The organism is Marinobacterium aestuarii (assembly GCF_001651805.1).
GTDB lineage: Bacteria > Pseudomonadota > Gammaproteobacteria > Pseudomonadales > Balneatricaceae > Marinobacterium_A > Marinobacterium_A aestuarii.
The window spans coordinates 99,511-125,895 of sequence record NZ_CP015839.1; the positions used below are offsets into that span (position 1 = coordinate 99,511).

The 26,385-nt window shown below is 60.5% G+C and carries 24 protein-coding genes; 16 read left to right on the plus strand and 8 right to left on the minus strand.

The window, feature by feature from the left end:
• Nucleotides 1-36 precede the first annotated feature (36 nt).
• The 6 genes from A8C75_RS00450 (at nucleotide 37) to A8C75_RS00475 (ending at nucleotide 6,838) form a co-directional block, all read left to right on the plus strand.
• A complete protein-coding gene (locus A8C75_RS00450) occupies nucleotides 37-1,008 on the plus strand; it encodes a TRAP transporter substrate-binding protein (protein WP_067376551.1) in 972 nt (323 codons plus the stop codon).
• Complete coding sequence (locus tag A8C75_RS00455) at nucleotides 1,005-1,568, plus strand: TRAP transporter small permease (RefSeq protein WP_227819794.1); 564 nt, start codon at nucleotides 1,005-1,007, stop codon at nucleotides 1,566-1,568. The genes A8C75_RS00450 and A8C75_RS00455 overlap by 4 nt, the downstream gene beginning before the upstream one ends.
• Nucleotides 1,565-2,824 carry a TRAP transporter large permease gene (locus A8C75_RS00460; RefSeq protein WP_067376554.1) on the plus strand — a complete coding sequence of 420 codons (1,260 nt, stop codon included), beginning with the start codon at nucleotides 1,565-1,567 and terminating at the stop codon, nucleotides 2,822-2,824. The genes A8C75_RS00455 and A8C75_RS00460 overlap by 4 nt, the downstream gene beginning before the upstream one ends.
• 55 nt (nucleotides 2,825-2,879) lie before the next feature.
• On the plus strand, nucleotides 2,880-3,758 hold the full coding sequence (locus tag A8C75_RS00465; RefSeq protein WP_067376557.1) for an NAD(P)-dependent oxidoreductase: 879 nt from the start codon (nucleotides 2,880-2,882) through the stop codon (nucleotides 3,756-3,758).
• A gap of 111 nt (nucleotides 3,759-3,869) precedes the next feature.
• Nucleotides 3,870-5,849 (plus strand): transketolase, encoded by a 1,980-nt coding sequence (tkt, locus tag A8C75_RS00470; RefSeq protein ID WP_067376561.1) that lies wholly within the window; start codon nucleotides 3,870-3,872, stop codon nucleotides 5,847-5,849.
• Nucleotides 5,850-5,872: 23 nt separating this feature from the next.
• Complete coding sequence (locus A8C75_RS00475) at nucleotides 5,873-6,838, plus strand: D-2-hydroxyacid dehydrogenase (protein ID WP_067376565.1); 966 nt, start codon at nucleotides 5,873-5,875, stop codon at nucleotides 6,836-6,838.
• A gap of 18 nt (nucleotides 6,839-6,856) precedes the next feature.
• Here A8C75_RS00475 and A8C75_RS00480 read toward each other — a convergent pair whose 3' ends face one another.
• Entirely contained in the window at nucleotides 6,857-7,870 is a 1,014-nt protein-coding gene (locus A8C75_RS00480; RefSeq protein WP_227819795.1) for an aldose epimerase family protein, read from the minus strand.
• A 66-nt stretch (nucleotides 7,871-7,936) separates the two neighbouring features.
• Nucleotides 7,937-8,725 (minus strand): IclR family transcriptional regulator, encoded by a 789-nt coding sequence (locus A8C75_RS00485; protein ID WP_067376570.1) that lies wholly within the window; start codon nucleotides 8,723-8,725, stop codon nucleotides 7,937-7,939.
• Between the two features lie 232 nt (nucleotides 8,726-8,957).
• Here A8C75_RS00485 and A8C75_RS00490 point away from each other — a divergent pair, with 232 nt between their 5' ends.
• The 5 genes from A8C75_RS00490 to A8C75_RS00510 are packed head-to-tail and all read left to right on the plus strand — an operon-like array spanning nucleotide 8,958 to nucleotide 13,863.
• Complete coding sequence (locus A8C75_RS00490) at nucleotides 8,958-10,673, plus strand: IlvD/Edd family dehydratase (RefSeq protein WP_067376573.1); 1,716 nt, start codon at nucleotides 8,958-8,960, stop codon at nucleotides 10,671-10,673.
• Nucleotides 10,673-11,443, plus strand: a complete 771-nt coding sequence (locus A8C75_RS00495) for an SDR family NAD(P)-dependent oxidoreductase (RefSeq protein ID WP_067376576.1) — start codon at nucleotides 10,673-10,675, stop codon at nucleotides 11,441-11,443. Before A8C75_RS00490 ends, A8C75_RS00495 begins: the two co-directional genes overlap by 1 nt.
• Nucleotides 11,440-12,393: a 2-dehydro-3-deoxygalactonokinase gene (locus A8C75_RS00500; RefSeq protein ID WP_084783606.1), complete on the plus strand. Its 954-nt coding sequence runs from the start codon at nucleotides 11,440-11,442 to the stop codon at nucleotides 12,391-12,393. The genes A8C75_RS00495 and A8C75_RS00500 overlap by 4 nt, the downstream gene beginning before the upstream one ends.
• A gap of 1 nt (nucleotide 12,394) precedes the next feature.
• Entirely contained in the window at nucleotides 12,395-13,006 is a 612-nt protein-coding gene (locus A8C75_RS00505; RefSeq protein WP_067376578.1) for a 2-dehydro-3-deoxy-6-phosphogalactonate aldolase, read from the plus strand.
• On the plus strand, nucleotides 13,003-13,863 hold the full coding sequence (locus A8C75_RS00510) for an SMP-30/gluconolactonase/LRE family protein (RefSeq protein WP_067376581.1): 861 nt from the start codon (nucleotides 13,003-13,005) through the stop codon (nucleotides 13,861-13,863). The genes A8C75_RS00505 and A8C75_RS00510 overlap by 4 nt, the downstream gene beginning before the upstream one ends.
• 90 nt (nucleotides 13,864-13,953) lie before the next feature.
• Here A8C75_RS00510 and A8C75_RS00515 read toward each other — a convergent pair whose 3' ends face one another.
• Together A8C75_RS00515 and A8C75_RS00520 are read right to left on the minus strand one after the other, a co-directional pair.
• The gene (locus tag A8C75_RS00515) at nucleotides 13,954-14,301 is read right to left on the minus strand and encodes a hypothetical protein (protein WP_067376584.1); all 348 of its coding nucleotides are present in this window, start codon (nucleotides 14,299-14,301) and stop codon (nucleotides 13,954-13,956) included.
• Nucleotides 14,302-14,608: 307 nt separating this feature from the next.
• Nucleotides 14,609-15,091 carry a Spy/CpxP family protein refolding chaperone gene (locus tag A8C75_RS00520; protein ID WP_067376587.1) on the minus strand — a complete coding sequence of 161 codons (483 nt, stop codon included), beginning with the start codon at nucleotides 15,089-15,091 and terminating at the stop codon, nucleotides 14,609-14,611.
• A gap of 299 nt (nucleotides 15,092-15,390) precedes the next feature.
• On the opposite strand from A8C75_RS00520, the gene A8C75_RS00525 reads away from it, so the two are divergent.
• The 5 genes from A8C75_RS00525 to A8C75_RS00545 all read left to right on the plus strand — a co-directional run bounded on the left by A8C75_RS00525 (nucleotide 15,391) and on the right by A8C75_RS00545 (nucleotide 21,903).
• Nucleotides 15,391-17,187 carry a solute:sodium symporter family transporter gene (locus A8C75_RS00525; protein WP_067376589.1) on the plus strand — a complete coding sequence of 599 codons (1,797 nt, stop codon included), beginning with the start codon at nucleotides 15,391-15,393 and terminating at the stop codon, nucleotides 17,185-17,187.
• Between the two features lie 33 nt (nucleotides 17,188-17,220).
• Nucleotides 17,221-18,816: a sulfatase-like hydrolase/transferase gene (locus A8C75_RS00530; protein WP_084783608.1), complete on the plus strand. Its 1,596-nt coding sequence runs from the start codon at nucleotides 17,221-17,223 to the stop codon at nucleotides 18,814-18,816.
• A gap of 151 nt (nucleotides 18,817-18,967) precedes the next feature.
• Entirely contained in the window at nucleotides 18,968-19,834 is an 867-nt protein-coding gene (locus A8C75_RS00535) for a helix-turn-helix transcriptional regulator (RefSeq protein ID WP_067376591.1), read from the plus strand.
• 87 nt (nucleotides 19,835-19,921) lie between these two features.
• Nucleotides 19,922-20,626 carry a response regulator transcription factor gene (locus tag A8C75_RS00540; protein ID WP_067376594.1) on the plus strand — a complete coding sequence of 235 codons (705 nt, stop codon included), beginning with the start codon at nucleotides 19,922-19,924 and terminating at the stop codon, nucleotides 20,624-20,626.
• On the plus strand, nucleotides 20,623-21,903 hold the full coding sequence (locus A8C75_RS00545; RefSeq protein WP_067376596.1) for a sensor histidine kinase: 1,281 nt from the start codon (nucleotides 20,623-20,625) through the stop codon (nucleotides 21,901-21,903). Before A8C75_RS00540 ends, A8C75_RS00545 begins: the two co-directional genes overlap by 4 nt.
• An 81-nt stretch (nucleotides 21,904-21,984) precedes the next feature.
• Here A8C75_RS00545 and astD read toward each other — a convergent pair whose 3' ends face one another.
• The 4 genes from astD to glnK all read right to left on the minus strand — a co-directional run bounded on the left by astD (nucleotide 21,985) and on the right by glnK (nucleotide 26,196).
• Complete coding sequence (astD, locus tag A8C75_RS00550; protein WP_067376599.1) at nucleotides 21,985-23,457, minus strand: succinylglutamate-semialdehyde dehydrogenase; 1,473 nt, start codon at nucleotides 23,455-23,457, stop codon at nucleotides 21,985-21,987.
• On the minus strand, nucleotides 23,454-24,488 hold the full coding sequence (astA, locus tag A8C75_RS00555; protein WP_067376602.1) for an arginine N-succinyltransferase: 1,035 nt from the start codon (nucleotides 24,486-24,488) through the stop codon (nucleotides 23,454-23,456). The genes astD and astA overlap by 4 nt, the downstream gene beginning before the upstream one ends.
• Nucleotides 24,489-24,509: 21 nt before the next feature.
• On the minus strand, nucleotides 24,510-25,313 hold the full coding sequence (locus A8C75_RS00560; protein ID WP_067376605.1) for a DUF1338 domain-containing protein: 804 nt from the start codon (nucleotides 25,311-25,313) through the stop codon (nucleotides 24,510-24,512).
• A 544-nt stretch (nucleotides 25,314-25,857) separates the two neighbouring features.
• The gene (glnK, locus tag A8C75_RS00565; protein WP_020679463.1) at nucleotides 25,858-26,196 is read right to left on the minus strand and encodes a P-II family nitrogen regulator; all 339 of its coding nucleotides are present in this window, start codon (nucleotides 26,194-26,196) and stop codon (nucleotides 25,858-25,860) included.
• Nucleotides 26,197-26,385: the final 189 nt, after the last annotated feature.

Consider the following 26,385-nt stretch of genomic DNA (forward strand, 5'->3'; position numbering starts at 1 on the left):
CCCTGAGTCCATTAAAAGAAAAACAAGGAAATACTCATGAAAAAATCACTGATCGCAATTGCAGCAACTCTGGCCCTGACGGCATCCCCTCTCTGGGCGGAGCAGGTGCTGCGTCTGTCGCACAACGCGGCGCCCGGCAACCCCAAGGCGGAAGCCTCGCTGAGGTTCGCCGAACTGGTGGAAGCAAAGACTGAAGGCCGGATCAAGGTCGAAGTCGAGGGTAGTGCCCAGTACGGCGACGACGCCGAGTCACTCACCAACATGCGCCTGGGAACCATGGCCTTTAGCGCCAACTCCCAGGGCACGACCTCTGGTGTGGTGCCGGAGTTTGCAGCGCTGGGCCTGCCCTTCCTGTTCCGCAACCTGGAGCACGCCTACCAGGTGGTTGACGGCCCGGTGGGTGACAAGCTCGATGAACTGGCCAATGGCAAAGGACTGGTATTGCTGGCGCTGTGGGACAACGGCATCCGTCACGTCAGCAACAACACCCGGCCGATCAGCACGCCTGAAGATCTGGCCGGTATCAAGCTGCGTACGCCGCCGGACCCTGTCACCCTCGATATCTTCAATTCCCTGGGTGCGAATCCGGCACCGCTGGCGTTCTCCGAGCTTTATATCGCCCTGCAGCAGGGTGTCTTCGATGGCCAGGAGAACCCGTTGATGAATATCTACTCGTCCAAGCTGCATGAGGTGCAAAAGTACATTTCCCTCACGGGGCACAAGTACGAAACTACGCCACTGCTGGCCAGCAAGATGATCTGGGACCAGATGTCCAAGGAAGATCAGCAAGCCGTGCGCGAGGCGGCCGTCGAAGCGGGCACGCTGAACCGCGAGATGTCGCTGGCCGCGGATGCCGATCTGCGCATGAAGTTGACGGATGCCGGAGTGGTGATCAACGAAGTGAACCAGGCACCCTTCATACAGCAAACCAAACCGGTCTATGACAAGTGGGCTGAGCAATATCCTGAACTGGTGGCACTGATCGTTGCGGAGGCTGGCAAGCAATGATGACGACCCACTCACCCATTCCTGTGGCCAGAATCGGCGCCACAGCTCTGGTGGTGAAGTGGGTCGATGATGTGATCGTGGTCACCAGTTCGGTGATCGCGATCTCGTCCCTCGTCATCATGTTTGTCTCCCTGATGGCCGAGGTGATCGTCCGCTACGTCACTAACCAGGGTATGGGCTGGCCCACCGAGATGCCCAATCTCCTGTTCCCCTGGCTGGTCATGAGCGGTGTTGTGCTGGCGGCCCAGCGCGGTCAGCACATCGCCGTCACGGCGCTCAATGCCCTGCTGAGCCGCACCGGCAACCGGGTGCTGTTGCTCGCTCAGCAGGTGTTGGTACTGGCGACCTTCTTCTACCTCGCCTGGGTCGGCCTCGATGTGGTCGCGATTACCGGCTCAGAGGTGTACCCGGTGACCGGGATTGCCGCGCGCTGGGCGTACCTGGCCCTGATAGTGGGCTTTACCGGACTGGGGATAACCGCGCTGACCACCTTCGTGCGTCTGCTGCAGGCAAGTGATCCACTCGCCGTGCGCAGACATCATATTGAGGAGGATGTATGACTCTTTTGATGATTCTGGTGTTTGCTGCTCTGCTGGTACTGGCGGTACCGGTTGGCTATGCGCTGGTTATCAGTGCGGGGCTGGCGGCGATTACCCTGGGAGGAATGCCGAGCGTCATCGCCGTTGTGAAGATCTTTCAGCCCACCCAGAGTTTTCCGTTACTGGCGATTCCGTTCTTTATGCTTTCCGGCAGCCTGATGATGGGAGGCACCCTTGGAAAGCGACTGATCCACTTCGCCACTACCCTGGTCGGCCGGTTTCACGGCGGTCTGGGGCAGGTCACTGTGGTTGGTTCGACCATCTTCGGCGGCGTATCGGGTTCGGCGGTAGCCGAGGCCTCGGCGCTGGGCTCCATGCTGATTCCCTGGCAAAAACGTGAAGGCTATCCGGCGGCGTTCGCGGCTTCGGCGACAGCGTCGTCTTCGGTCATCGCCGGGCTTATTCCGCCGTCGATCCCGCTGATCATCTTCGCGACCATTTCCAACCAGTCGATCGCCGCGCTCTTCCTTGCGGGTATCCTGCCCGGGTTGCTGCTGTGCTCCGGTTTCATGCTCATCTGCTACCTCTCGGGGCGCCTGCGCGGTTTCAAGCGGCTGACCGCAAAAGTGACCCTGCGCGACATTCTGCGGGCCACCCTCAATGCAGCCCCGGCGCTGGCCATGCCGGCTTTCATCGTTGTGCTGCTGCGGGCGGGCATCGCAACGCCAACCGAAGTCAGTGTGCTGGCGGTGTCCTATGGGCTGATGGTCAGCGCGCTGCTGTACCGTGACCTCACAGTGCGCCGCCTCTATGACGCCCTGATTCATACCGCGGTGACGACCGGGGTGGTCATGCTGGTGATCGCGGCCTCCAATCTGGTGGGCTACGTCCTCACGGTGGAAGCCATACCGACCGCTGTCGCCGACTGGGCGCTCCATACGCTCGAGTCGCCGGTGATGATCATTCTGATGATGAACCTGATCATGCTGATGATCGGCATGTTCCTCGACCTGCCCGCCGCGATCCTGCTGCTGGGGCCGACCTTTGTGGCGATCGGCAATGCCATTGGCCTGGATCTGATTCAGCTCGGCATCATGATGGCGGTCAATCTCAGCATTGGACTCTTCACGCCGCCCGTCGGTACGACGCTGTTTATCTCTGCGGCCATCTCCGGCGAGCCTGTGGGGAAAATTACCCGCGAACTCTGGCCCTTCTATCTGATGGCCATCACGGTTCTGGGGCTGATTTCCTTCGTGCCTGCATTCACCCTCTACTAACATCACGAAAAAGTCCCCGTGCTCGCGGGGGCTTCGTTCTCGAAAAGGTTAAACCATGAAGACGATTGCATTCGCCGGACTCGGCGCGATGGGCCTGCCCATGGCCAAAAATCTGCTTGCCAGCGGCTTTCGCGTGCGGGGAATTGATCTGAACCCCCAGGCGCTTGACGCGCTCCATGCGGCCGGTGGTGAGTCTGTGGGCCCCGGCGTCGGGGCCATGGGGGCTGTCGATATCCTGATTTTGATGGTGGTCAATGCCGCCCAGGCCGAGCAGGTGCTGATCGCCGACGGGGCCCTGGCGGAACTGAACGCGGGTGCGATTGTTTGCCTGATGGCCACCTGTCCTCCCGGGGCGGTTGAGCGCATTGCGGACCTGGTGGTCGCTGCGGGCCATCGATTTGTCGACGCGCCCGTCTCGGGCGGTGTGGCCGGTGCCGTGGCGGGGTCTCTGACCATTATGGCCGCCGCTGAGCGCGCCACCTTTGATGAGATGCAGCCGCTTTTCCAGGCCATGGGGCAGCGGCTGTTTCATGTCGGCGAGCGGCCGGGTCAGGGTGCCATGGTGAAAACGGTCAACCAGTTACTCTGCGGCGTGCATATCGCGGCCGTGGCCGAGGCCTTTGCCCTGGCGGCCAAGGTCGGTGTGGATCTGGAGGTCTTGCTGGACATCATGGGCGGCTCGGCGGCATCGAGCTGGATGTTGAAGGACCGTGGGCCGCGCATGCTGCAGTCAGAGCCCGATGTCACCAGTGCAGTGGACATCTTCGTCAAGGACCTGGGGATAGTGCTGGAGGCCGGGAGCGAGACCAGGGCGGCGCTGCCGCTTGCCGCTGCGGCGCATCAGCTCTTTCTTGCTACCTCCGGGCGTGGTGATGGCCGTGCCGATGACAGCCAGGTCATCCGCAGCTACTACGCCCTGAACGGGGTGCGCTAGTCCGCCGCTCGCGGGCTCAGGCCTGTGCGGCGCAGCCATAACATTTTGAAATACAAGAACATCACTAGTATCGACGCCTTCCCCGCGGAAGGCGTCCGGGAGGTCTTTGTCATGACGCCGGAAAATCTGCAGCCTCTGGCCCACGCGATTCGCTTTCTTTCCATCGACGCCATAGTGCGGGCGGGAGAAGGCCACCAAGGCGTGCCCCTGGGCATGGCTGAAATTGCCACAGCGCTTTTTACGCGGCATCTGAAGTACAACCCGGCGGACCCGACCTGGGCCGACCGGGACCGTTTTGTGCTGTCGAACGGGCACGGTTCAATGTTGCTGTATACGTTGCTCTACCTGAGCGGTTACGCCGACCTCAGTCTTGATGAAATCAAGCGCTTTCGCCAGCTGGGGTCGCTGTGCGCCGGCCATCCGGAGATCGATCCGGCCGCTGGTATCGAGGTCACCACAGGTCCGCTGGGTCAGGGTATTGCCAATGCCTTTGGCATGGCCGTCGCCGAGGCGAACCTGAGTGCAAGGTTCGGAACCGGGCTGGTCGATCACCATACCTACGCCTTTGTCGGTGACGGCTGTCTGCAGGAGGGTATTGGCCAGGAGATGATTTCGCTGGCCGGGCACCTGCAGCTGGGCAAACTGATACTGTGCTGGGATCACAACCGCATTACCGACGATGGCAGCACCGAGCTGTCGATCAGCGAGGACGTTGCCGAGCGCTTTCGCGTGGCCCACTGGCACGTTATCGAGGTTGACGGCCATGATATAGAGGCAGTGGTCGCGGCCATCGCACTGGCGAAGAAGGACCCTCGCCCGTCGCTGATCGCCTGCCGAACCGTTATTGGATCTGGCCTGGCGCGGGTGCAGGGGCAGCGCGGGGGGCACAGTGCCAGGCTTTACGCCGAGGATGCCGATGCCGCGCGGGAGCTGCTCGACTGGCCCCATGCGCCCTTTGTTGTGCCGGACGAAACTCTGGCCGCCTGGCGCGATGCCGGTCAAGGCTCTCTGGGTGAACACGCAGCCTGGCAAGCCCGGCTTGCCGCGCTGCCCGCCGCCGAGCGGGCCGAGTTCGAGCGCATCCAGACGGGTGACCTGCCCCAGGGCTGGCGCGAGCTGCTGCAGGCCTACAAAAGCCGTGCTGTGAGCGAGGCCGAGGCTAAGCCTGGAATTCATGCATCCGCCGAGATCAATGACCTGCTCGCGGCGATACTGCCCGAGCGTATTGTCGGCTGCGCCGACCTCGAGGCACCGACCTCTCACAAACGCAGTCTGGCGGCTTTTACGGCCGATAACCGCGGGGGGGCTTATGTTCACTGTGGTGTACGGGAGCACCTGATGGGGGCTATGGCTAATGGCCTGGCGGCGCATGGCGGTGTTATTCCGCTTGCGGTGACCTATCTGGCGTTCTCCGAGTATGAACGCCCGGCGATGCGCATGGCCGCGCTGATGGCGTTGCCGGTGAAGTTTGTCTTCAGCCACGACTCCATCGGTGTCGGGACCAACGGTCCCACGCACCAGCCCGTCGAGATTCTGGCCTCGTTGCGGGCGATGCCCAATATGCTGCTGATGCGTCCTGCCGATGTGGTTGAAGCTGCTGAGTGCTGGGAGGTCGCGCTGGAGCACCGCAGCGGCCCGTGCAGTCTGGTGTTTGCCCGCCAGGCGCTGCCGCTGGTACGCCATTCCCATGTTGCCGAAAACCGGGTGCGCCGTGGTGCCTACGTGCTCACCGAGGCCGAAGGCGGCCCGCGTGTCGTTACCCTGCTGGCGACCGGCTCCGAGGTCGCGCTTGCGGTTGAGGCGCGGGCGCAATTGCAGGCCCAGGGTGTGCCGACCGCCGTCGTATCGATGCCCTGCTGGGAACTCTTTGACGCCCAGAGCCAGGCCTACCGTGAGGCAGTGCTGGGGTCGGGTACGGTGCGCATCGGCATTGAAGCGGCGGTACGCTTCGGCTGGGATCAGTATCTGGGGAGCCGGGGTGACTTTGTCGGCATGGCGGGCTTTGGCTTGTCCGGCCCGGCTGAGCAGTTGTTTGAACACTTTGGTATCACCCCTGCGGCCATAGTCGCAGCGGCTAAACGCCACCTCTGAACTTACTGCGGAGACGAATTCCCATGCACAGAATCATCTTTCTGGACCGTTCGACCATAGCGCCGCAGGTCGGCCTGCGCCGGCCCGCCTTCGAGCACGAACTGATCGAGTACGACCGCAGCCGCCCCGAGGAGGTGGTTGAGCGACTGGCGGGCGCAACGATTGCGATCACCAACAAGGTTCGACTGGGGGCCGCCGAGCTGGAGCAGCTTCCAGGCCTGCGCCTGATCGCGGTTGCCGCGACCGGTACCGACTGTGTCGACAAGGCTTATTGCCAGCGTCGCGGCATCGCCGTCGTGAATATCCGAGGCTACGCGGTGAATACAGTGCCGGAGCATGTCTTCGCGCTGATGCTGGCGTTGCGTCGCAATATAGTGGCGTACCGCGAGGACGTTATCGCAGGCGAATGGCAGAAATCGGGTCAGTTCTGCTTTTTTAATCACGCGATACACGACCTGGCCGGGGCGCGGCTGGGAATCATCGGCGAGGGCGTGCTCGGTCAGCGCGTCGCCGAGATTGCGCGCGCCTTCGGCATGGTGCCGCTGTTTGCGGCGCACAAGGGCAGGAGCGGCTTTGGCAGGCTGTACACGCCCTGGGACGAGGTCCTGGCGACAAGCGATATCATCACGCTGCACAGTCCGCTTACACCACAAACCCGCGGCATGATTGCCCTGCCGGAGTTTCGTGCCATGCAGCGTTGTCCGCTGATTATCAACACCGCCCGTGGCGGGCTGGTGGTGGAAGAAGACCTCGTTCGTGCGCTGGATGAGGGGCTGATCAGCGGTGCGGGATTCGATGTCACCCTGGAGGAACCGCCGTCTGCCGAGAGTCCACTGATGCGTGTTGCGACCCGTGGGAATGTGATCCTCACACCCCATGTCGCCTGGGCGTCCGACGAGGCCCAGCAGGCTCTCGCCGATCAGCTGATGGACAATATCGAGCAATTCGTCAAAGGTACGCCAACTAACCTGGTGGAAGGCGCCTATTAACCCGGCCCTTTATGGTGCTCAGGCTGGCCCTTCGAAATGCCAGGCAGTGGTTTGCCGGTATAGCTCGTCAGGCGCCAGGGCAATGGATGGAAAGGCCGGATGATGGGGCGCATCGGGCCAGCGCTGGGCTTCCAGGGCCAGGCCTGCGTGGGGGCCGTAGGCTGCCTGGCTGATGCTGTGCTGTGCCGGTGCATTGATATGGCCGCCATCGTAGATCTGCAGGCCGGGCTCGGTGGTGTCCAGACGCAGGCGGATGCCGGACTTGGGGCTGTAGAGGCGGGCAACCGGGCGCAGGGGCTGTACTGCGCGGGACAGGCAAAAGCAGTGGTCATAACCCAGGCAGGGCTCGGTGCTGCGTAGCGGTCGGGCGTTGCGAAAATCAAAGCGGGAGCCCTGAACGGGGGCGATCTCGCCGCTGGGAATCAGTTCGCTGTCCACCGGCAGGTAGTGCTGGGCGTCGATCTGCAGCTGGTGATCCAGAATATCCGGGCTGCCATCGAGGTTGAAATAGCTGTGGTGGGCGATATTGCACAGGGTGGCGACATCAGTGCGGGCTTCGATCTCCAGCTGCAGTGTCGCAGGCGCAATAATGCGATAGCTCAGGCGTATATCCAGATTGCCAGGAAAGCCCATATGACCATCGGCCAGCCTAAGACCCAGCGTGATGCGGGCGTCGTCCGCCTGAATGATGCGCCACAGCTGGGTATGCAGGCCATCCTGGCCACCGTGCAGCAGGTGCTTTTCCCCCGCATCCAGCTGTAGTACATGCTTGTTGCCATCAATCTGAACCTGGCCGCCGGCCAGGCGGTTGGCGACCCGGCCGACGTTGGCACCGAAATAGCTCATGTCGCCCAGGTAGGGCTCAAGTTCATTGGCGCCCAGCACCAGTGGGTGGGCAGCGCCTTCCAGCCGCAGGTCCTGCAGAGTGGCGCCATAGGTCAGAATGGCGGCCCGCAGTCGGCCCTGGCGCAGCCAGTGACGCTGCACCGCTGCGCCGCTTTTCAGGTAACCAAAAACTTCTGTTTTCGACACTAAAGCCACCTTTGCGACGGGCATGGTTGGGGCCGTTCCCGGTATTTCAAACCTGTGCTGCGAGCACTACGCCTGTAATTCCGGGAACTGCCAGAGATCGGCCTGTTCGCCTATTTTGCGGGCCGTTTCGAGCAGGTCCGGCTTGAGTTCTTCCAGTGTCAGCAAGGTGTAACGCTGCATGGACGTCGTGATGGAGAGGCCACCGAGGACCCTGTCGCTGCCGGAAAGTATGGGGGCGGCGATGCAGATGATATTGGGCTCATGCTCTTCCCGGTCGAAGGCGATGCCCTGGATACGGATTTCGTCCAGCTCAGTGCGCAGCGCCTCGGCCGATGTCAGCGTGTGGGCCGTGTAGCGGTGATAGGCTTGCTGCTTGATGCATTGCTCGCGTGTGCTGTCCTCGAGAAAGGCCAGCATGGCCTTGCCAACACCGGTGCAGTATCCCGGGCCTATCTTGCCTGCATCCGAAAACATCATCAGCGGCTTGGCCGGATTGCGTTTGTCCAGGTAGAGCACCTGGCCGTGATCCAGCTGCGCCAGATGCACGGTTTCCCCCAGCTTGTTTGACAACTCATCCAGAAACGGCCGTGCAATGGGTGCCAGGGACGACTGCCGCCAGGCGGCGTGCGCCAGTTTTACCAGCCGCACACCCAGACTGTAGAGCTGTCTGTCGGGGTCGTAGCTGAGCATGCCCTGGCTGGTCAGGGTCTGTAGCAGACGGTAAAGCGTGGCCTTGGGGTGTTCACTGTCGGCCAGCAGCTCGCTGAAGCGCACCGGGTGTCCGATAGCGGCAACCTTATCCAGCAAATCCAGCGCCTTGCCGACCGTGCCATCGCTGTTTTTAGCTGCTGTCATCCAAGCGTCCTCATTATTTCATTGTGCCAAACTGTGCAATCAGCGTTGACAAACATAGGCTGAATCCCGCATATTTTCAATAGTTGAAACCTGGTTCCAATATATGAAACTAGTTTCGGAGCGAAACGACACAAGAATACGGTGATGTGACGCTCGTTTACAGGCCTGAAGGGGCCGGTGCTCGAGTCAATCGCATTCCCAGCGACCCTTTGGGTCATTGAAGGTAAAAATTATGACAACCAAGAAAACCCGCCGCTCCCAGGCCTGGTATGGCAAGCAGGACCGTGATGGTTTCATTCACCGCAGTTGGATGAAAAATCAGGGCTTCCCCGATCACGCCTTCGATGGCCGCCCGATCATTGGTATCTGCAATACCTGGTCCGAGCTGACGCCCTGCAACTCCGGCCTGCGGGCGCTGGCCGAAGTGGTCAAGCGCGGCGTCTGGGAAGCCGGTGGTTTTCCGGTGGAGTTCCCGGTGATGTCTCTGGGGGAAACCCAGATGAAGCCCACCGCCATGCTGTTTCGCAACCTGCTGGCCATGGATGTGGAAGAAAGCATCCGCGCTTACGGCATTGATGGTGTGGTGCTGCTCGGAGGCTGTGACAAGACCACCCCGGGTCAGCTGATGGGCGCGGCCAGTGTCGACCTGCCCACCATAGTGGTGTCCTCCGGCCCCATGCTGAATGGCAAGTGGCAGGGCCAGAATATAGGTTCCGGCACCGACGTATGGAAATTTTCCGAGAGCGTGCGCGCAGGCGATATGTCACTGCAGGACTTCATGGCGGCCGAGGCCGGCATGAGCCGCTCCGCCGGTGTCTGCATGACCATGGGCACGGCTTCGACCATGGCCTCCCTGGTGGAAGCCATGGGCCTGTGCCTGCCCACCAATGCGGCGCTGCCGGCGGTGGATGCCCGTCGGGCGGCCCTGGCGCACCTGACCGGCAAGCGCATTGTCGAGATGGTGGAGGAAGACCTGTGCATGTCCAGGGTGCTGACCAAGGCGAGCCTTGAAAACGCCATCCTGGCCAACGCGGCGGTGGGCGGTTCCACCAATGCGGTGGTGCACCTGCTGGCGATTGCCGGGCGTGCCGAGATCGACCTGTCGCTGAAAGACTTCGAACTCGGCGGTGATATCCCGCTGCTGGTGAACTGCATGCCGTCGGGCAAGTACCTGATGGAAGATTTCTGCTACGCCGGCGGTATGCCGGTGGTTTTGAAGGAGCTGGCGGGCCATCTGCGTCCGGCCAATACGGTGCTGGGCAAGGATATCTCGGCCTATTCCGACGGTGCCCAGTGTTTTAACAGCGACGTCATCCGCAGCTTCGATGCACCGCTCAAGCCCGCGGCGGGCCTGCGGGTGCTGCGCGGCAATCTGGCGCCCAACGGCGCCATCATCAAGCCCTCGGCTGCCTCTGATCACCTGCTGGATCACGAGGGTTCAGCCTATGTGTTTGAAAGTATTGAAGATTTGAAAGCAAATATCGATCGCCCCGACCTGCCGGTCGACGAAAATACCGTGCTGGTGCTCAAGGGCTGCGGGCCCAAGGGTTATCCGGGCATGCCGGAGGTGGGCAATATGCCGATTCCGCGTTGCCTGGTGGAAAAGGGTGTGCGCGATATGGTGCGCGTATCGGATGCCCGCATGTCCGGCACTGCCTTTGGCACTGTGGTGTTGCATGTGGCCCCCGAGGCCAATGCAGGTGGCCCGCTGGCGCTGGTAAAAACCGGCGACATGATTCGCCTCAATGCGAAGGAGGGCGTGCTGGAACTCAAGGTCAGCGAGGCCGAGCTGGAAGCGCGGCGCAAGGACTGGACGCCGGAGGCACCGCACTACAGCCGCGGTTACGCCAAGCTGTATATCGATCATGTCATGCAGGCCGACCGCGGCGCTGACCTCGATTTTCTGGTGGGTAAAGACACCCGCCCTGTTACGCGGGAGAGCCACTGATGTCCGAATTTGTTAGTTTTCATGACCTTAAGGGTGCCAGCGTTTTCATAACCGGTGGTGGTGCCGGCATAGGCGCAGCCCTGACCGAAGGCTTTATCGAACAGGGTGCAAAAGTCGCCTTTGTACAACGCTCGGATGCGACCGGTTTTGTGAACGAGATGCAGCAAAAACACGGTGTTGCGCCGCTGTTTATCCAGTGTGACATCTCCGATGTGGCGGCGCTGCAGGCTGCACTGGAACAGGCGGCCAGTGCCCATGGCGACATTTCGGTATTGGTGAACAATGCCGCCAACGATGCGCGTCATTCGCTGCAGGAGTACACGCCGCAGGACTGGGACAACGCCATGGCCGTTAACCTGCGACCGCACTTCTTCAGCGCCCAGGCTGTGGCTCCCGGCATGAAGGCGCTGGGTGGCGGCTCGATCATCAACCTTTCCTCCATTTCCTACATGATGGGTAATGCCGGCTATCCGGGTTATGTTGCCTCCAAGGCCGCGATTACCGGCCTGACGCGAGGATTGGCGCGGGAGCTGGGCCCCGATGGCATTCGCGTGAATACGCTGCTGCCGGGCTGGGTGCTGACCCAGAAGCAGCTCGATATGTGGGCCACGCCTGACGGTTTGGCGGCGCATCTGGAGCGCCAGTGCCTGAAGGAACATCTGGTGCCGCAGGATATTGTCGACGCGACCCTGTTTCTGGCCTCCCGGGCCAGTCGCATGATGACCAGTCAGGCCATGGTGGTGGACGGCGGCGTGGTGGTAACCGGATGAATAACACCGACAACAACACCAGCAACAGCAACAGCAACAGCAACAGCACTGAAAACCATGGCGACTGGATAGCGGTCGACTGGGGCACCAGCCGGATGCGTGCCTGGGCCATGACGGACGATGGCATAACCCTGGCTAGCACCAGCAGTGACAAGGGCATGGGGAGCCTGGCACCGCACCAGTTCGAAGCTGCTCTGCTGGCCGACGTCGGTCACTGGCTAAGCCCTGGCCGAGCCACCCCGGTGGTTGCCTGTGGCATGGTGGGTGCCCGCCAGGGCTGGGTGGAAGCGGCCTACAGGGCCGTGCCCTGTGCTCCGGCCGGAGAGCTAATGAGCGTGCCCGTGACCGATAGCCGCATTGCGGTGTACCTGTGCCCTGGGCTCAAGCAGCTCAGCCCCGCCGATGTGATGCGCGGTGAAGAAACCCAGGTCGCCGGCCTTCTGGCCGCTCATCCCGGATTTGAAGGGGTCGTTTGCTTGCCTGGCACCCACAGCAAGTGGGCGCGGGTGCGCAACGGCCAGGTTACAGCCTTCCAGACATTCATGACCGGCGAACTTTATGCACTGCTGGCCGGCCAGTCGGTACTGCGTCACTCAGTTGGCAGCCAGGGCTGGGATGATACGGCCTTCGCCGACGCCATTGACCTGGCGCTGGCGAGTCCGGCGGGTATCTCGGCGCGGTTATTTTCACTGCGTGCCGAAGCCCTGCTGGCGGAACTGGCTCCTGAAACCGCCCGGGCGCGTCTGTCCGGCTATGTTATCGGTCTTGAACTGGCAGCGGCCAGAGCCTACTGGGAAGGCCAGCCGGTGGCCATTATCGGCGCGACGACGCTGGGTCGTCACTACGCCACCGCACTCGAGCAGCTTGGCGCCCAAAGTGAGATTCACGACGGCGAGGCACTGACCCTCAAGGGTTTGCACGCCGCTTATCAGCAAACGATCGGAGTTTAAAATGCAAGAACGCGAACTGATTGCGATATTACGCGGTATTCAGCCTAGTGAAGCCGAGGCCATTGCAGGCGTCTTGATCGAGGCGGGTATTACCAAGATCGAAGTACCGCTGAACTCGCCCCAGCCGCTGGACAGTATTTCCCGCATGATACGGGCCTTTGAAGGTCAGGCGATATTTGGAGCCGGTACCGTACTGAGCTGTGATGATGTTGATGCCGTGGCCCAGACTGGCGCCCAAATGATCATTTCTCCCAACTGCAATCTGGACGTTATCCGCGCCACCAAGGATAGGGGTATGCTGTCTTATCCGGGCGTATTTACGCCCAGTGAGTGTTTCGCAGCTCTGGACGCTGGCGCCGATGGCCTGAAGTTCTTCCCGGCCTCGATCATTGGCCCGTCCGGTGTGGCGGCGATGCGTGCGGTTTTGCCGGCGGCGGTGCCGGTGTATGCCGTTGGCGGCGCCAGTAGCGAAAACTTCGCCCAGTGGATCGCCGCCGGCGCCCAGGGCTTTGGCATAGGTTCGGCGCTCTACAAGCCCGGTCGCAGTGCCGCCGACGTACGGGCGCTGGCGCTGGAAATGGTCGAAGCCTACGACAGCGCCCTCGCATCATGATGCAGGTTTACGATGCGACGTCCTGTGGCCTGGGTGAAGGGCCGCTGTGGCATCCACTGCGCGGGCAGCTGTTCTGGTTTGATATTACCGGCAAGACGCTCTATTGCCGCGACGGCGAACAATTGCAGCAGTGGCATTTTGCCGAGTATGTATCGGCTGCCGGCTGGGTGGACCTCGATACGCTGCTGATCGCCAGTGAAACGGCGCTGCTGCGCTTTGATCTGGTGACTGGCGCCCAGACGCCGCTGGTGGCGCTGGAGGCCGACAATAGAGTGACACGCTCCAACGATGGCCGCGCGGATCCCTGCGGTGGTTTCTGGATAGGCACCATGGGCAAGCAGGCCGAGCGAGGTGCCGGCGCCATCTACCGCTATTACCGGGGCGAACTGCGCTTGCTGGTGGATAGGGTCTCGATCACCAATGCCATCTGCTTTGCGCCGGACAAGAGCTGTGCCTACTACACCGATACGGTGGAGCAGATTATCTGGCGTCAGCCGCTGGAGCCGCTGCATGGCTGGCCGGTGGGCGAGCGGCAGATGCTGCTGGATCTGCGCCCAGAAAACCTGAATCCAGACGGTGCTGTCTGTGATGCCGCCGGCAATCTGTGGATCGCCCAATGGGGCGCTGCGCGTGTTGCCCAGTATTCCCCGGCAGGTGAGTTTCTCCAGGCGATTGCGACGCCCACGCAGCATGTCACCTGCCCGGCTTTCGCCGGAGCAGACCTGCAGCGGCTTTATGTCACCTCGGCGACCCAGGGCCTGTCTGAGGCACAGATTGCCGCGGAGCCTGCCGGTCAGACACTGTTTATTGATACCGACACCCAAGGCGTCGCCGAATACCCCGTCATTCTGGGGTAGCAGCTGTAGTGTTGGTGTTTGATTCCGAAGGGTCTGGCACGGGCCGCCCCTGAGCTGAGTGCGGCTCTTGCTGTTAATTAATAACGAGGGCTAAAGCCAGACGCGCTCGGGGGCTTGCCGCGGCTGCGGGCTTTGATTCTGCGGTGGCACCAGCTCGGGTGGGCAGGCGCTGGACTGGGGCAAGCGCGGGCTAGACTCAGAGTCGGGACTGGACTGCAGCCTGTCCGTTGTGGCCCAGTCGTTCAGAGCCCGATTGTGTGATTCTTGCGTCGGCGCCAGATACTGCATGCGCAACAAGGCTCCGTGATCGGAAAAGGCCGGATCACGGCTGTAGTGACCCTGCAGATCCTGCGGGTCGCAAACGAATGTATTGGCCTGTGCGAGGGAGCTGAGCGCGGGGCTCAGGAGCAGCAGTGCCGCAGTCAGGTATCTTTTCATCACTCTGTTCATGGCGTTGCAGATGTTAACCCTGTTCTTTCTCGACGCTATGTTCCAGGTTCAGGCGGCCTGTTGCCAGCGGTCGGCTCTTGGCGAAGAAGTGCCGGGCCTTGCTGCAGGTCGCGGCGGCGGCAAGGCACTGCCACGCAGCAGAACATGCAGTTTTTTCAGTAAAGTTGCAAACATATTAGGATCCCGGTCGTCCTGATACGAGGGGTGAGCAGGGTTTCAGCCTGCCCCTCGCGAGGGTCTTAAAAAGTAAAAAGCCGGCCCCGGCGGGGCCGCAAAGGTTTTTTTGGTCGGGTGCTCACCAGCCCTTGTCACGTTCACCGCCGTGGCGTCCATGGTGCTCCATCTTGTCCATGCGCTTTTGGATCATTTCAGCGAGTTTTGTTTCCTGCTCGTCGGTGAGGATATTCTGCATGGCCTGGTGTTTGGCCTGGCGCTCGCGAATCTGCTCGCCGAGCTGCTGCTGTGCCTGTTCGATCAGGCCATCAAGGCGCTGATTGTAATCGGCAGCCGCCGTATCCAGTTCACGGATCTGACGCTGCAGGTCACGTTTCTCGTCCCGGTCTGCCTTGCGGTCGGCGGGTGCAGCCATGAGTTCTTTCATCTGGGCACGCTGCTCTTCACTCAGTCCAAGCTTTTCACTCATGTGTTCCAGGCGTTTCTCCTGGTGGCGCTGCTGCCGCTCGTCATTGTCACCGCCCTTGCCGTGGGCCATTGCCAGTCCGCTTGCGGTGCCGGCCAGAGCCAGGGTGGTCAGAACTATCATCATGGGCTTGCGCATGGTGTCTCTCCTGCTGTGTTTGATATGACGCGTTTTGATGAGTCCAGTATCCGGTATTGGCCTGCAAACTTGGGTTACGACACTGTAAAGTTTGGTAAAGGTGGGTTCTGACTGTCGCCCGGCGTTAGCGTCACGACTGGGTAGCAGGAAATTCAGCAGGTTTCGTTTTGTACATGCATCGGTGCTCTTATTACATTCACGCCACCCGGGCAGGTCTGTAATCATGGCACTCTGGTCGTGCGATCATCGGATCGGCGGCAGAACATAACAACGATAAGAACTCAGTTCTGGAGGCAAGCATGTTTGCTATTATCTCCTTCCTCGGATTTACCCTGCTAGTAGCTGTTATCTCCTACTACAAGACCCGGGACGAAGACCTAAGCCACGAAACTGGCTATTTCCTCGCCGGACGCAGCCTGCCCTGGTATGTGATCGCAGGCTCCCTGTTCCTGACCAATATTTCCGCCGAACAGCTCACCGGCCTCAATGGCAACGCCTTTTCCAGGGGTGCCAGCGTGATGGCGTGGGAAACGGTGGCGGCGGTGGCGATGATCGCCTTTGCGCTGATTTTCCTGCCGCGCTTTCTCAAAGGCGGTATCACGACGGTGCCCCAGTTTCTGGAAGACCGTTTTGGCAAGCGCATGCGCCTGGTGGCATCCAGTATTTTTCTGTACGCCATCGTCATCGGTTTTCTGCCATTTGTGCTCTACGCAGGCTCCATCACGCTAAGCAAACTGTTTGATCTGAACTCAGTGTTCGGTACATCCGATACCGTCACCACCTGGATTATGGTGGTGACTCTGGGGGTTGTCGGTGGTATCTATGCGGTGTTCGGAGGTCTGAAAGCGGTGGCGGTGTCCGACACCGTTAACGGCGTTGGGCTACTGCTGGGTGGCTTTCTGGTACCTGTGCTGGCGCTGATGCACCTGGGGGATGGCAGCATGGCAGCGGGCTTCCAGATACTGATCAGCGAATCGCCTGAGCGCATGCAGGCCGCCGGTATTGGCGCCGAGGCGGCAATTCCCTGGCATACGCTGTTCAGCGGCATCCTTCTGATCAACTTGTTCTACTGGTGCACCAACCAGGCGATTATTCAGCGCACCCTGGGCGCCAGGAACCTGGCCGAGGGGCAGAAAGGCGTACTGGCGGCCGCGGCGATGAAGGTGTTCGGCGTGGCCATGCTGGTATTGCCGGGTATCATTGCCTGGCACATGCACCAGAAAGGCATGATCAATATTCCCGTCAAGGAAGTGCTCGCCAACGGCCAGGTCATACTGGCGCAGGATATGGCGTATCCGGTGCTGGTGCGCGAAGTTCTGCCCAGCTGGCTGAGCGGTTTCTTTGGCGCCGTGCTCTTCGGTGCCGTACTGAGCTCGTTTAACAGCGGCGTCAACAGCCTGTCGACCCTGGCAAGCCTGGATATCTACAAGCAGTACATCAACAAGACGGCCTCCAATGCACAGACCGTGCGGGTCGGGCGGGTGTTTGGCCTGGCGACCATAGTGGTGTGCATTATGATCGCGCCCTTTGTGGCCACGGCCGATGGCCTTTATACGCTGATGCGAACCATCATGGCGGTGATCAATGTGCCGATTCTGGCGGTCGTGATGATGGGCATTCTGTCGAAAAGAACGCCTGCCCTGGCCGGCTATATCGCCCTGCCCTTTGGCATGATTTTCTTCTATATCACCCACTTCGTGCTCAAGGATGATCTGGGCTTTATCAAGCTGAACTGGCTGCACCTGGTGGGCGTCAACTTCGCGCTGATGTTCGGCATCATGCTACTGGTGCGTTACCTCAAGCCCCTGGCCACGCCCTATATCCAGGTGCATACCCAGGAAGTGGATATCACGCACTGGAAGTATGCCAGGTATGCCTGCTGGATCATTGTCATCATGCTGATTGGGCTCTACGCCATGTTCTCCGGTCTCGGTCTGCTGAGTACGGACGGCTCTGTACTGAAAGTAATAGCAGCCATGGTCACTGGGGTTACGGCCATTTACGCCCTGCTGAAAATTCCGGCCTGGCTCAGATCAGATAGCTCCGTTGCTGCGCAGAAAGCGGCTCCTGTTGCCGACACCCGTGCCTACAAGTAACCGTCAGCAAACCATGCCAGGAGCATCCAAGTCATGACTGTAAAATTTCTGCACCCCAAAACCCGCCAGGGCGCGTTCGAGGTGAAAGAGCAGCAACACAGGCCCAATATTATCCTCATCACGGTGGATATGATCTCGCCCGACTGTTATCTGCCTTCGCGCCCGCTGTCCCGGCATATACAGATACCGAACATTCTCAGCCTGCTGGATCAGGGTGTCCGCTTCAATAACGCCTTTACGCCCAGCCCACTGTGCGGGCCGGCCCGGGCAGCCCTGTGCACGGGCATGCATCCGCCCTATCTATCTAATGGCGAGCGTACCCCCAGTGGCATGAAGTCTGACCTGGAGCTCGACGATCCGATTTTTCAGGATTACCTGAAACAGCAGGGTTATAACCTCAAGCATGTGGGCAAGTGCCATGTAGGTACGCCCAAGTTTGTCGATACCTTTGGCGAGAACGTGCATGCCTGGGATCGCTGGGGCCCGCCGGTGATGGATGATGACCGTTACGTTGAGTACATAGGCGCCATGGGCGTGACGGCGCCGGTTTACAGCCGCGAGCTCAGGGGTACTCTGGCGGACAGGGCCACCGCCAGCACGTCTTTTGGTGGCTGGATTCGGCAACGCAACGGCGACGTCTTTCCAAGGGATGCGCACTACTCGGTGTTTCTGGCGGATCTGGCGATACGCCAGCTCAAGGCGTCCGCATTGCAGGCCCCTGGCAAGCCGGTGTTCTCGCAGATCGACTTCTTCGACCCGCATCAGCCCTACTCCATTCCCCAGGGTTATGAGGAGCGTTACGAATACCTCAGGTCCGTGGTGCAGGTACCGGCATCCTTCCATGAGCTGCAGGACGAGGGTCGCGGTAGCCAGAACCCAATATTCCGGTTGTATCACCGCTACTGGGGCCTGTACGACGAGGAGCTGGTGAAAGACTATATCGCCTGTCACCTGCTGCAGGTGGAGCTGGTGGACTACGCCATCGGCAAGCTGTTTGCCTATCTGAAGGCCGAGGGCCAGTGGGATGACACGCTGATTCTGTTCACCGCCGACCATGGCGAGATGAACGGCCGGCTGGGGCTGGCGGACAAGGGCGCCTACTTCCATCCCGATATTTTCCGCGCGCCCATGCTGGTCAAGCCGGCGGGTGGCAGCATCGGTGCACCGGCTGATATAGCAACGCCTGTATCCCTGGTGGATTTGGCGCCGACCATACTGCAGGCCGCAGGCCTGGAAACGCCGCTGCAGATGGAAGGCGCGAGCCTGCTGGATATTATGGCCACAGGTACGCGGCCCGCGCTTGAGCAGGTCTATCAGCTGGGCATTCATGTGGGCACCAATTTCGGCTTTGGCTGCCAGGCGAGGTTTGGCGATACCGCCTGGTTCTATGGTTACAGTGCCACCACCGGCTGCGAAGAGCTGTATGACCTGGGCGCGGTGGAACCGGTCAATGCCATCGACGATCCGGCGCTGGCAGGCATTCGTGCCCGCATGGTCAGGCATGCAGGATCCGTGATGCGCGCCGACAAGCGCTGGAGCGGCTATTTCGCGTCTTTCCGGCTGCACAACATGGAGCATTTCATGGATGAGTCGCTGGATGACATACAGATGCTGAAGCCACAGCTCTGAGGTGTCATCTCTTCGGGTAAGCACGACAACGCAGGGCTGGCAGCCTCGCCAGCCCTGTTTCGGGAGCGAGACAGCGCCTGGTAACGGCTGTTTTGACCGCCCTTGGCGCAACGCCTAATATCCAAAGCCCCCTGCCATGAATGCGTGACGCATGAAAAACACCCCTGTACTGCTGGAAAGCCCCGCCACGGCCTTTGGTATCACCCTGAGGTCGGTGTGGGATATCTATGCCGATGAGAGCTATCAGGTGCTTTGGCCCAGGGACAAGAAACTGCCGCTGCTGTCCAGCGCCCATGTCTGTGTCTTTACCCGCCAGGGGCATGGCGTTATCCGCCTCAGGTCGGGTCGGGAAATTCACGCCAAGGGAGCCTGCGTGCTGCTGCTCGAAGCCCGTGACATCCTGAGCTATGCCTGCGAGGGGCTGTTGTGGGAACTCTACTGGGTCGAGTTCGTACTGCATGGCCCGGTCACCCTGCCGCTCAATACGCCGGTGCTGCTGCGGGATCCGACGGCCCATAGCCGCGAGTTCAGCGAGCTGGTGAGCTGCGTTCGGGTGGGCGACACTAATTATCAGGCCTATGCCGCCGCCATCTTCACCAAGGTGCTCTATCAGTGGGTGGCGCTGTCGAACCACCATGCCGAGCCTGCGCCCCTGCGGCGCATCCAAACGGTGATCAGCCAGATGCATGGCCATACGGATGAACGCTGGGCGGTGAAGGACATGGCCCGCCTGTACGGCGCCAGTGAGCAGCAGTTTCGCAAGGTATTCCTGCAATACACCGGCCAGACGCCGAAGGAATACTTCATGAACCTCAAGCTCGACATGGCCCATGCGCTGCTCAACAGAAGCTCGCTGAATGTTTCCCAGGCCGCGTTCAAACTCGGTTTCAGTGATGCCTTCCATCTCAGCAAGGCATTCAAGAGCCGCTTTGGCTATCCGCCCTCCGAGGTGATCAGGGAGCCCCGCGACAGCATTGATAATGTCTATCTGATGGATACGGCGGTGTCTGACGCCTGATCTGGCAGATCGACTGTAAAGTTAGGTAAAGGCTCCGTATGGGACGGGTGACGGCGTTATCATGGAGCCTGAATAACGGGGGCCGGAATGAAAGAACGACTGCTGCTGGTGGATGATGACGTCGAGCTGTGCGAACTGCTGGGCGACTATCTGCGTCATGAAGGTTATGAGATTGACTATGCCCATAACGCCCTTGAAGCTCTTGAACGTCTAAAGGGCAGTCATCCTTATAGCCTGATGGTGCTGGATGTGATGATGCCGGGCCAGAGCGGCCTGGAGTTGTTGCAGCAGCTGCGCCCGCGGGTGCAGCTGCCGGTGATCATGCTGACGGGCCGGGGTGAAGAAATCGACCGTATTCTGGGCCTCGAAATGGGCGCCGATGATTATCTGGGCAAGCCCTGCAATCCCCGCGAGCTGCTGGCACGCATCCGGGCCATTCGCCGGCGCAGTGAAGTGCCTGCGCAGCAGACGGAGTTCCCGCAACAGCCCATCGAGCTGCACGGGATCCGCCTTGATCCAGGCCAGCGGGAAGTGCGGGTGGCGGGCGAGGTATTGGAACTGACCTCCGCCGAGTTCAACGTGCTGGCCTATCTGCTGCATAACGCCGGTCGGGTGATGTCCAAGGCCGAGCTGACCGAACGGGTACTGCACCGTCCGCTCACGGCCTATGATCGCGCTATTGATGTGCACGTGAGCCGGTTGCGGCAAAAGCTGCAGCGCGGCGGCGATAGCCAGGAGCTGATCAAGACATTGCGTGGCGAAGGTTACCTGCTGGTGCTGGAGGCGGGATGAAGTGGTATCGCAGTCTGTACTGGAAGATCTTCCTGGCCATCTGGCTTAGCAGCGTGCTGGTGATCCTGGCCACAGTGGTGATTGTTGGTGGCATGTCGCACCACGAGCGCGATGCCGAGGTGCAGGAAACCCGTGCTCGGGCCCTGGCTGAGCGCATGCTGGAGCGCTACGAGGAAGGTCATGGACTGGAGCGGCTGCAGCGCAAGTTATCCCGCGGGGCTCCCGGCATGCGCATTGTGGAGCTGAGCAGCAACGAGCGGGTATTTAACTCCCTGCCCAAACGCGGGCCCGGTGCCAGGCCTGTGCTGACCTTCGAGCTGGTGTCCGAGTCCGGACGCAGTTACCGCGTGGAGGTTGGGGCCTGGCCGCCGCGGGAGCAGTTTGGTCGTTTCCTGGGCTTGCTGGTGTCGGTGCAGATCGTGCTGATACTGCTGGTGTCGGCGCTGACCAGCCTGGTGCTGACCTGGCTGGTGGTACGGCCGCTCAAGCGCCTGCGGCTGCATACCAGGGCGCTGGCCCAGGGCGATCTGGCAGTACGCAGCGATCAGCAACTGAGCACCCGGGGCGATGAGATCGGCGAGCTGGCGCGGGAGTTCGATACCATGGCGGACTATGTCGAGCGCACCCTGGGGGCCAGTCAGCGGCTGATGCAGGATGTATCCCATGAGCTGCGCGCCCCTCTGGCGCGTTTGCAGGCCGCGGCCGGGTTGCTGGAGCAGCGCCTGGGCGAAGGTGATCCCCTGTTACAAAGGCTTAATCGTGAGTGCGGTCGTATCGATCACCTGATTACCGAAATTCTCTCGCTGTCGCGCCTTGAGGCGCTGGAGCCGGGGACCGATGCCTTCAGCGTGCAGGAGCTGGTGACCGAACTGAGGGAGGACATCCACTTTCAGCAGCCTGAACGCACCCTGACCTTTGAGGTGCCCAAAGGTTGCCGGGCGCGGGGCAACCGCCAATTACTGGAACGTGCCCTGGGCAATGTATTCAATAACGCCCTCAAGCACACGCCGATGGGGACTGCGATCGAACTGAGTTACGCAGCGGTCGGCAACCTGCACGAGCTGCGGATTCGGGATCATGGCCCGGGCGTGCCGTCCGATACCCTGGAGCAACTGTTTGATCCCTTCTTCCGCCAGCGTAGCGGTGTTGATGCCGATGGCTATGGTCTGGGGCTGAGCATTGCGCGCCGTGCGCTGCGCATTCTGGGGGGGAGCATCGAAGCGCGCAATCACCCCCAGGGTGGGCTTGAACTGCTGGTTCGGCTGCCGGTGGCCTGAGCAATTCAAGGTTAAAAGTCGAAAGTCGAAAGTTGAAAGGCCAAGGCCAGAGCCAAAGGACCAGGATTTAAGATCAAAAGCTTAAAGCGTCAGACCCGGTGGCAGAGTGGCCGGCATATCGAGTTGCTCCGCTTCCTGGGATGCCACCGGATAGGCACAGTAGTCCGCGGCATACCAGGCGCTGGGCCTGTGATTGCCACTGCGGCCTATGCCACCAAAAGGCAGGCCGCTGCTGGCGCCGGTGAGCGGGCGGTTCCAGTTGACGATCCCTGCGCGGATGCGCTGTAAAAACCGCTGATACAGCTGGGCGTCGCTGCTGAACAGGCCCGCGCTCAGGCCGAAGGCCGTGGCGTTAGCCAGATCCAGCGCCTCATCGAAGTCGTCGTAGCGGATGATCTGCAGCAACGGACCGAAATATTCCTTGTCGGGCAGATCCCGTACGGCGCTGACATCAATCAGCCCCGGCGACAGCAGGCCGGTGCGGGGGCGCAGCTGGCTCATGGACACCAGCACCCGGGCGCCGAGTTGCACCAGTTCGTGCTGGGCCTGCAACAGTTGCTGCGCCGCCTGCTCGCTGATCAGCGCGCCCATAAAGGGCTGTGGCTGCTGGTTGTAGGGCCCCACCTGAATATCCAGCACGGCCTGACGCAGCTGTTCGATAAAGGTGTCGCCGCTGCGGCCTCTTGGCACCAGCAGCTTGCGGGCACAGGTACAGCGCTGGCCTGCGCTCAGGTAGGCTGACTGAATCGTCATCAGCACAGCAGCCCGCATATCCGGCGTATCGGCCACGATCAGCGGGTTGTTGCCGCCCATCTCCAGCGCCAGAATTTTTTCCGGATGGCCGGCGAATTGCTGGTGCAGGTAGCTGCCGGTCTCGGCGCTGCCGGTAAAGAACAGGCCATCGAGCCCAGGGTGTGCGGCCAGGGCCTGGCCGGTGCTGCGCCCGCCCTGCAGCAGGTTCAGCACACCATCCGGCAGGTCGGCCTTCTGCCAGAAATGCATGCACAGCTCCGCCACCCGGGGCGTCAGCTCGCTGGGTTTGAACAGCAGGGTGTTGCCCGCCAGCAGCGCCGGAATGATGTGTCCGTTGGGCAGGTGGCCGGGGAAATTGTACGGGCCGAACACCGCCACCACGCCATGGGGGTGATGCCGCAGCGTCGAGGTAATACCATTGCTGTGCTGGCGTTTTTCGCCACTGCGCTCCAGTGCCGCCTGAATCGAGATATCGGCCTTGCCGATCATGGCGGCCACTTCGGTGGCGGCTTCCCATTGCGGCTTGCCGGTTTCCTGGCCGATGGTATCAGTGAGCAGGTCGCGGTGCTGTTCCAGCTGGCTGACAAAACGGCGTACCAGGGTGGCGCGCTGCTCAAACGTCATCAGGCGCCAGTGCTCGAAAGCGTTGCGGGCCGCCAGAACAGCGTCATTAACCTGTTCACTGCTGGCGGCGCGCCCGTGCCAGATACGCTGGCCGTTGCCAGGGTTAAAGGATTCCATGTCGGCGTCATCACCCTGACACCACTGGCCATTGATAAACAGGGAAGCGGGTTCGGTCATTCGGGTTGTCTCGCTTTGATGGGGACTATGCGCAGCGGGTCACCGTTGGAGACGCGTAACGCCTCGGCCAGTTCGTGGCTGATTTGGGCCGCGCTGCCCTCGGGCTGAAGAGGCGCGACTGTGCAGCGAAAGTCTTCCAGCAGGGTGTTGCTGATCAGGTAGAGGTGGTCACTTCTGCAGGAGCTGTCGCTGATCCGGGCCTTGACGTAACGACTGTCACGCACGCTGCGGATATCGTTGAGGCGGGTCGCGACTGTGGGGCCGGCGTCGAAGATGTCGATATAACCCTCAAACCGAAAGCCTTCGTTTTCCAGCATGCGCTTGGCGGGTTCGGTATTGCGATGCACCTGGCCGATCACCCGTTGGGCATCCTTGGGCAGCAGATGCAGATAGATGGTGTGCTTGGGCATGAGCTCGGCGATAAAGATCTTGTTGCCGGAGCCTGTGAGGTAATCCGCCTGGGAATATTCCATGGAAAAAAAGTGCCGCCCCAGACCGTCCCAGAAGGGCGAACGCCCCTTTTCATCGGAGTAGCCACGCATTTCGGCGATGACGCGCTCGGAAAAGCGCTCCGGGTATTCGGCCATGAACATGAAACGGCTCTTGGAGAGCAGGTTGCCGTTGCTGCCCTTGCGAAAGTCGGGTTTCAGATACAGGGTACAGACCTCGGCGCAACCGGTGTAGTCGTTGCACAGGTCCAGGGTGCGGAAATTGTTGTAGACCTTGAGTTCGCGCGAAGCATGCACGACGGTGCCGATACGGTAGTGATACCAGGGCTCGTTCAGGCCCACGGCGGTTTCGATGCCGCTGGTGCCTATCACCTGGCCGCTGGCAAGGTCCTCCATCACGAAAAGATAACCCTGGCTACCGTCCAGCACGGCCTCCTGTTGCAGCGTGTGGCGGGTACGTTCGATCTTGGCCTGCAGCAGCTCGCGGTTATCCGGCAGTGAGGTAAATCCGGGGCCGGACTCCCTGGCGATGTCACACAACACATCCAGATCGCTCTCGCGGATCGGCCTCATTATGATCATGCAACTCTCCTTGCCATGGGGTCAGCGGTATTGCGGGTAAGGCGCCGATGACGCGGCGGATGTTCTGATAAAGCCCCGGTAGAGCTCGCCATCGCTGCCGGGATAGCGGCGGATAAAGGCGCAATGACTGCCTGGAACCTGTGCCTGCCTGTCGCTGAATTCGACCTCCGTACTGGCGGGGACTGTGGCGGACTGTTCGAGGTACTCATCGGCAGATCCCTGCACCAGGCCAAAGCGACTGTCGAGGCGAAAGCCCTGCTCCAGCAGATAGTCATTCAGCTCATCAATGCCGTCGTCGTGACTCAAGCTATTGATCAGTAAAGCATAGTGGTGGGGACGAAAGCCAAAAGCGGCGATCCAGGCGGCATGCTCGGAATAGCGCTGCAGCTGCTGATAGCTGTCGAAATCGATTTTCCAGTGCCGGCCCGATATGCAGAAGTCGTCCTGCTGCGATGCTGCTGGCGGGATCTGACTTATCAGCTGATGCAGAATATTGCGCACCTCATCGCCAAGAGAATCGACATTCAGCTCGGTGAACAGCAGTTTCGGCAGTCTGGTGTCGGGGTGTTCATAGTGGCGGGCAAACAGACGGGTGCCGCTAATGTCGAATTCGCCGCAGGCCCGGTAGCCGGCGCGCTCGAAGGGTTTGGCCAGCTGGGCAATATTAACCCTTGGCAGTGCCAGGGTGTGCAGGCTCAGGTGGTCAATGCACAGCTGTGGATTATCAGTCAGCAGCAGGCTGTGAATGCGGCGGGCATCAGGGGTTCGTGCAAGGAAGTCCTGCCAGAGCGTCTCCAGCATTTGATCCAGTTGCTCGCGTTTCATAACGCACCCCCTCAGGATTGGTTGCACCGCTATTATCCCGCAGCGTGTTACAACGCAATGGTCACACCATTGCTATTGCCAATGTCAGTTTAGACGCTCTGCCATCAATTAGGCGCCGCGGGGGCTGCGGTGCCTGCTGTGGGTGCCACGCGCGTATTGGCGGCGTTAAATAACCACAGGAACAGGCATGGATAAAAACAGGAAAGCGGGAGTGAGGCGTAGGGGCCTAAAATGGGGGTAACTTTTCAGAGTGGTGTTTTTGCATGCTGTGCATAAAAAGTTATAAGTCGTTTTTCGCCTAAGTAAATTTATATAAAACAATTAGTTGGGTTTATTTTCCTTGATTAAGTAACAGGCTTGAAACAGCTTATGCACAGCTTGTGTTTTGTGAGTATCCTGTGGGTTTTTTGTTGGCAGAAAGTTTTCCAGATCCCGTTTAGCGTTTTGACAGGCACAAAAAAAGCACCCTGATGGGTGCTTTTTGGTGCATTAAGTTATCCACAGGTGGGCAGCGTCGAGCATTGCCGGTGGAAAATATCTGTGCTTAGAGTGCGTCCGGGCCGGTTTCGCCGGTGCGGATACGGATAACCTGCTCGAGCGGCGTGACGAAGATCTTGCCGTCGCCGATCTTGCCGGTGTTGGCTGTCTTGGTGATGGCTTCAATGACCTGGTCGATCATGTCGCTGTCTACGGCCACTTCAATCTTGACCTTGGGCAGGAAGTCGACCACGTACTCGGCGCCACGGTACAGCTCGGTGTGGCCTTTCTGGCGGCCGAAGCCTTTGACTTCGGTTACAGTAACACCCTGGATGCCGATTTCGGACAGGGCTTCGCGAACATCATCAAGTTTGAATGGTTTGATAACCGCAGTAATCAACTTCATAGCGTGCTCCCTATGCGATCCTGTGCCAGATACGGCGCTGGTCGCTGTGATGGAAAGTAGAATCCGTGCTCTGGCCCGACTTTACAAGCCCGGTGCCGGGTTGGATGATGCCGCCCCGGAGCCTGAATGCTCGAAAAATTCACGTCAGTATACCCGTAAAATAAGCCTGGCGCCTACGCTGCCCTGTGT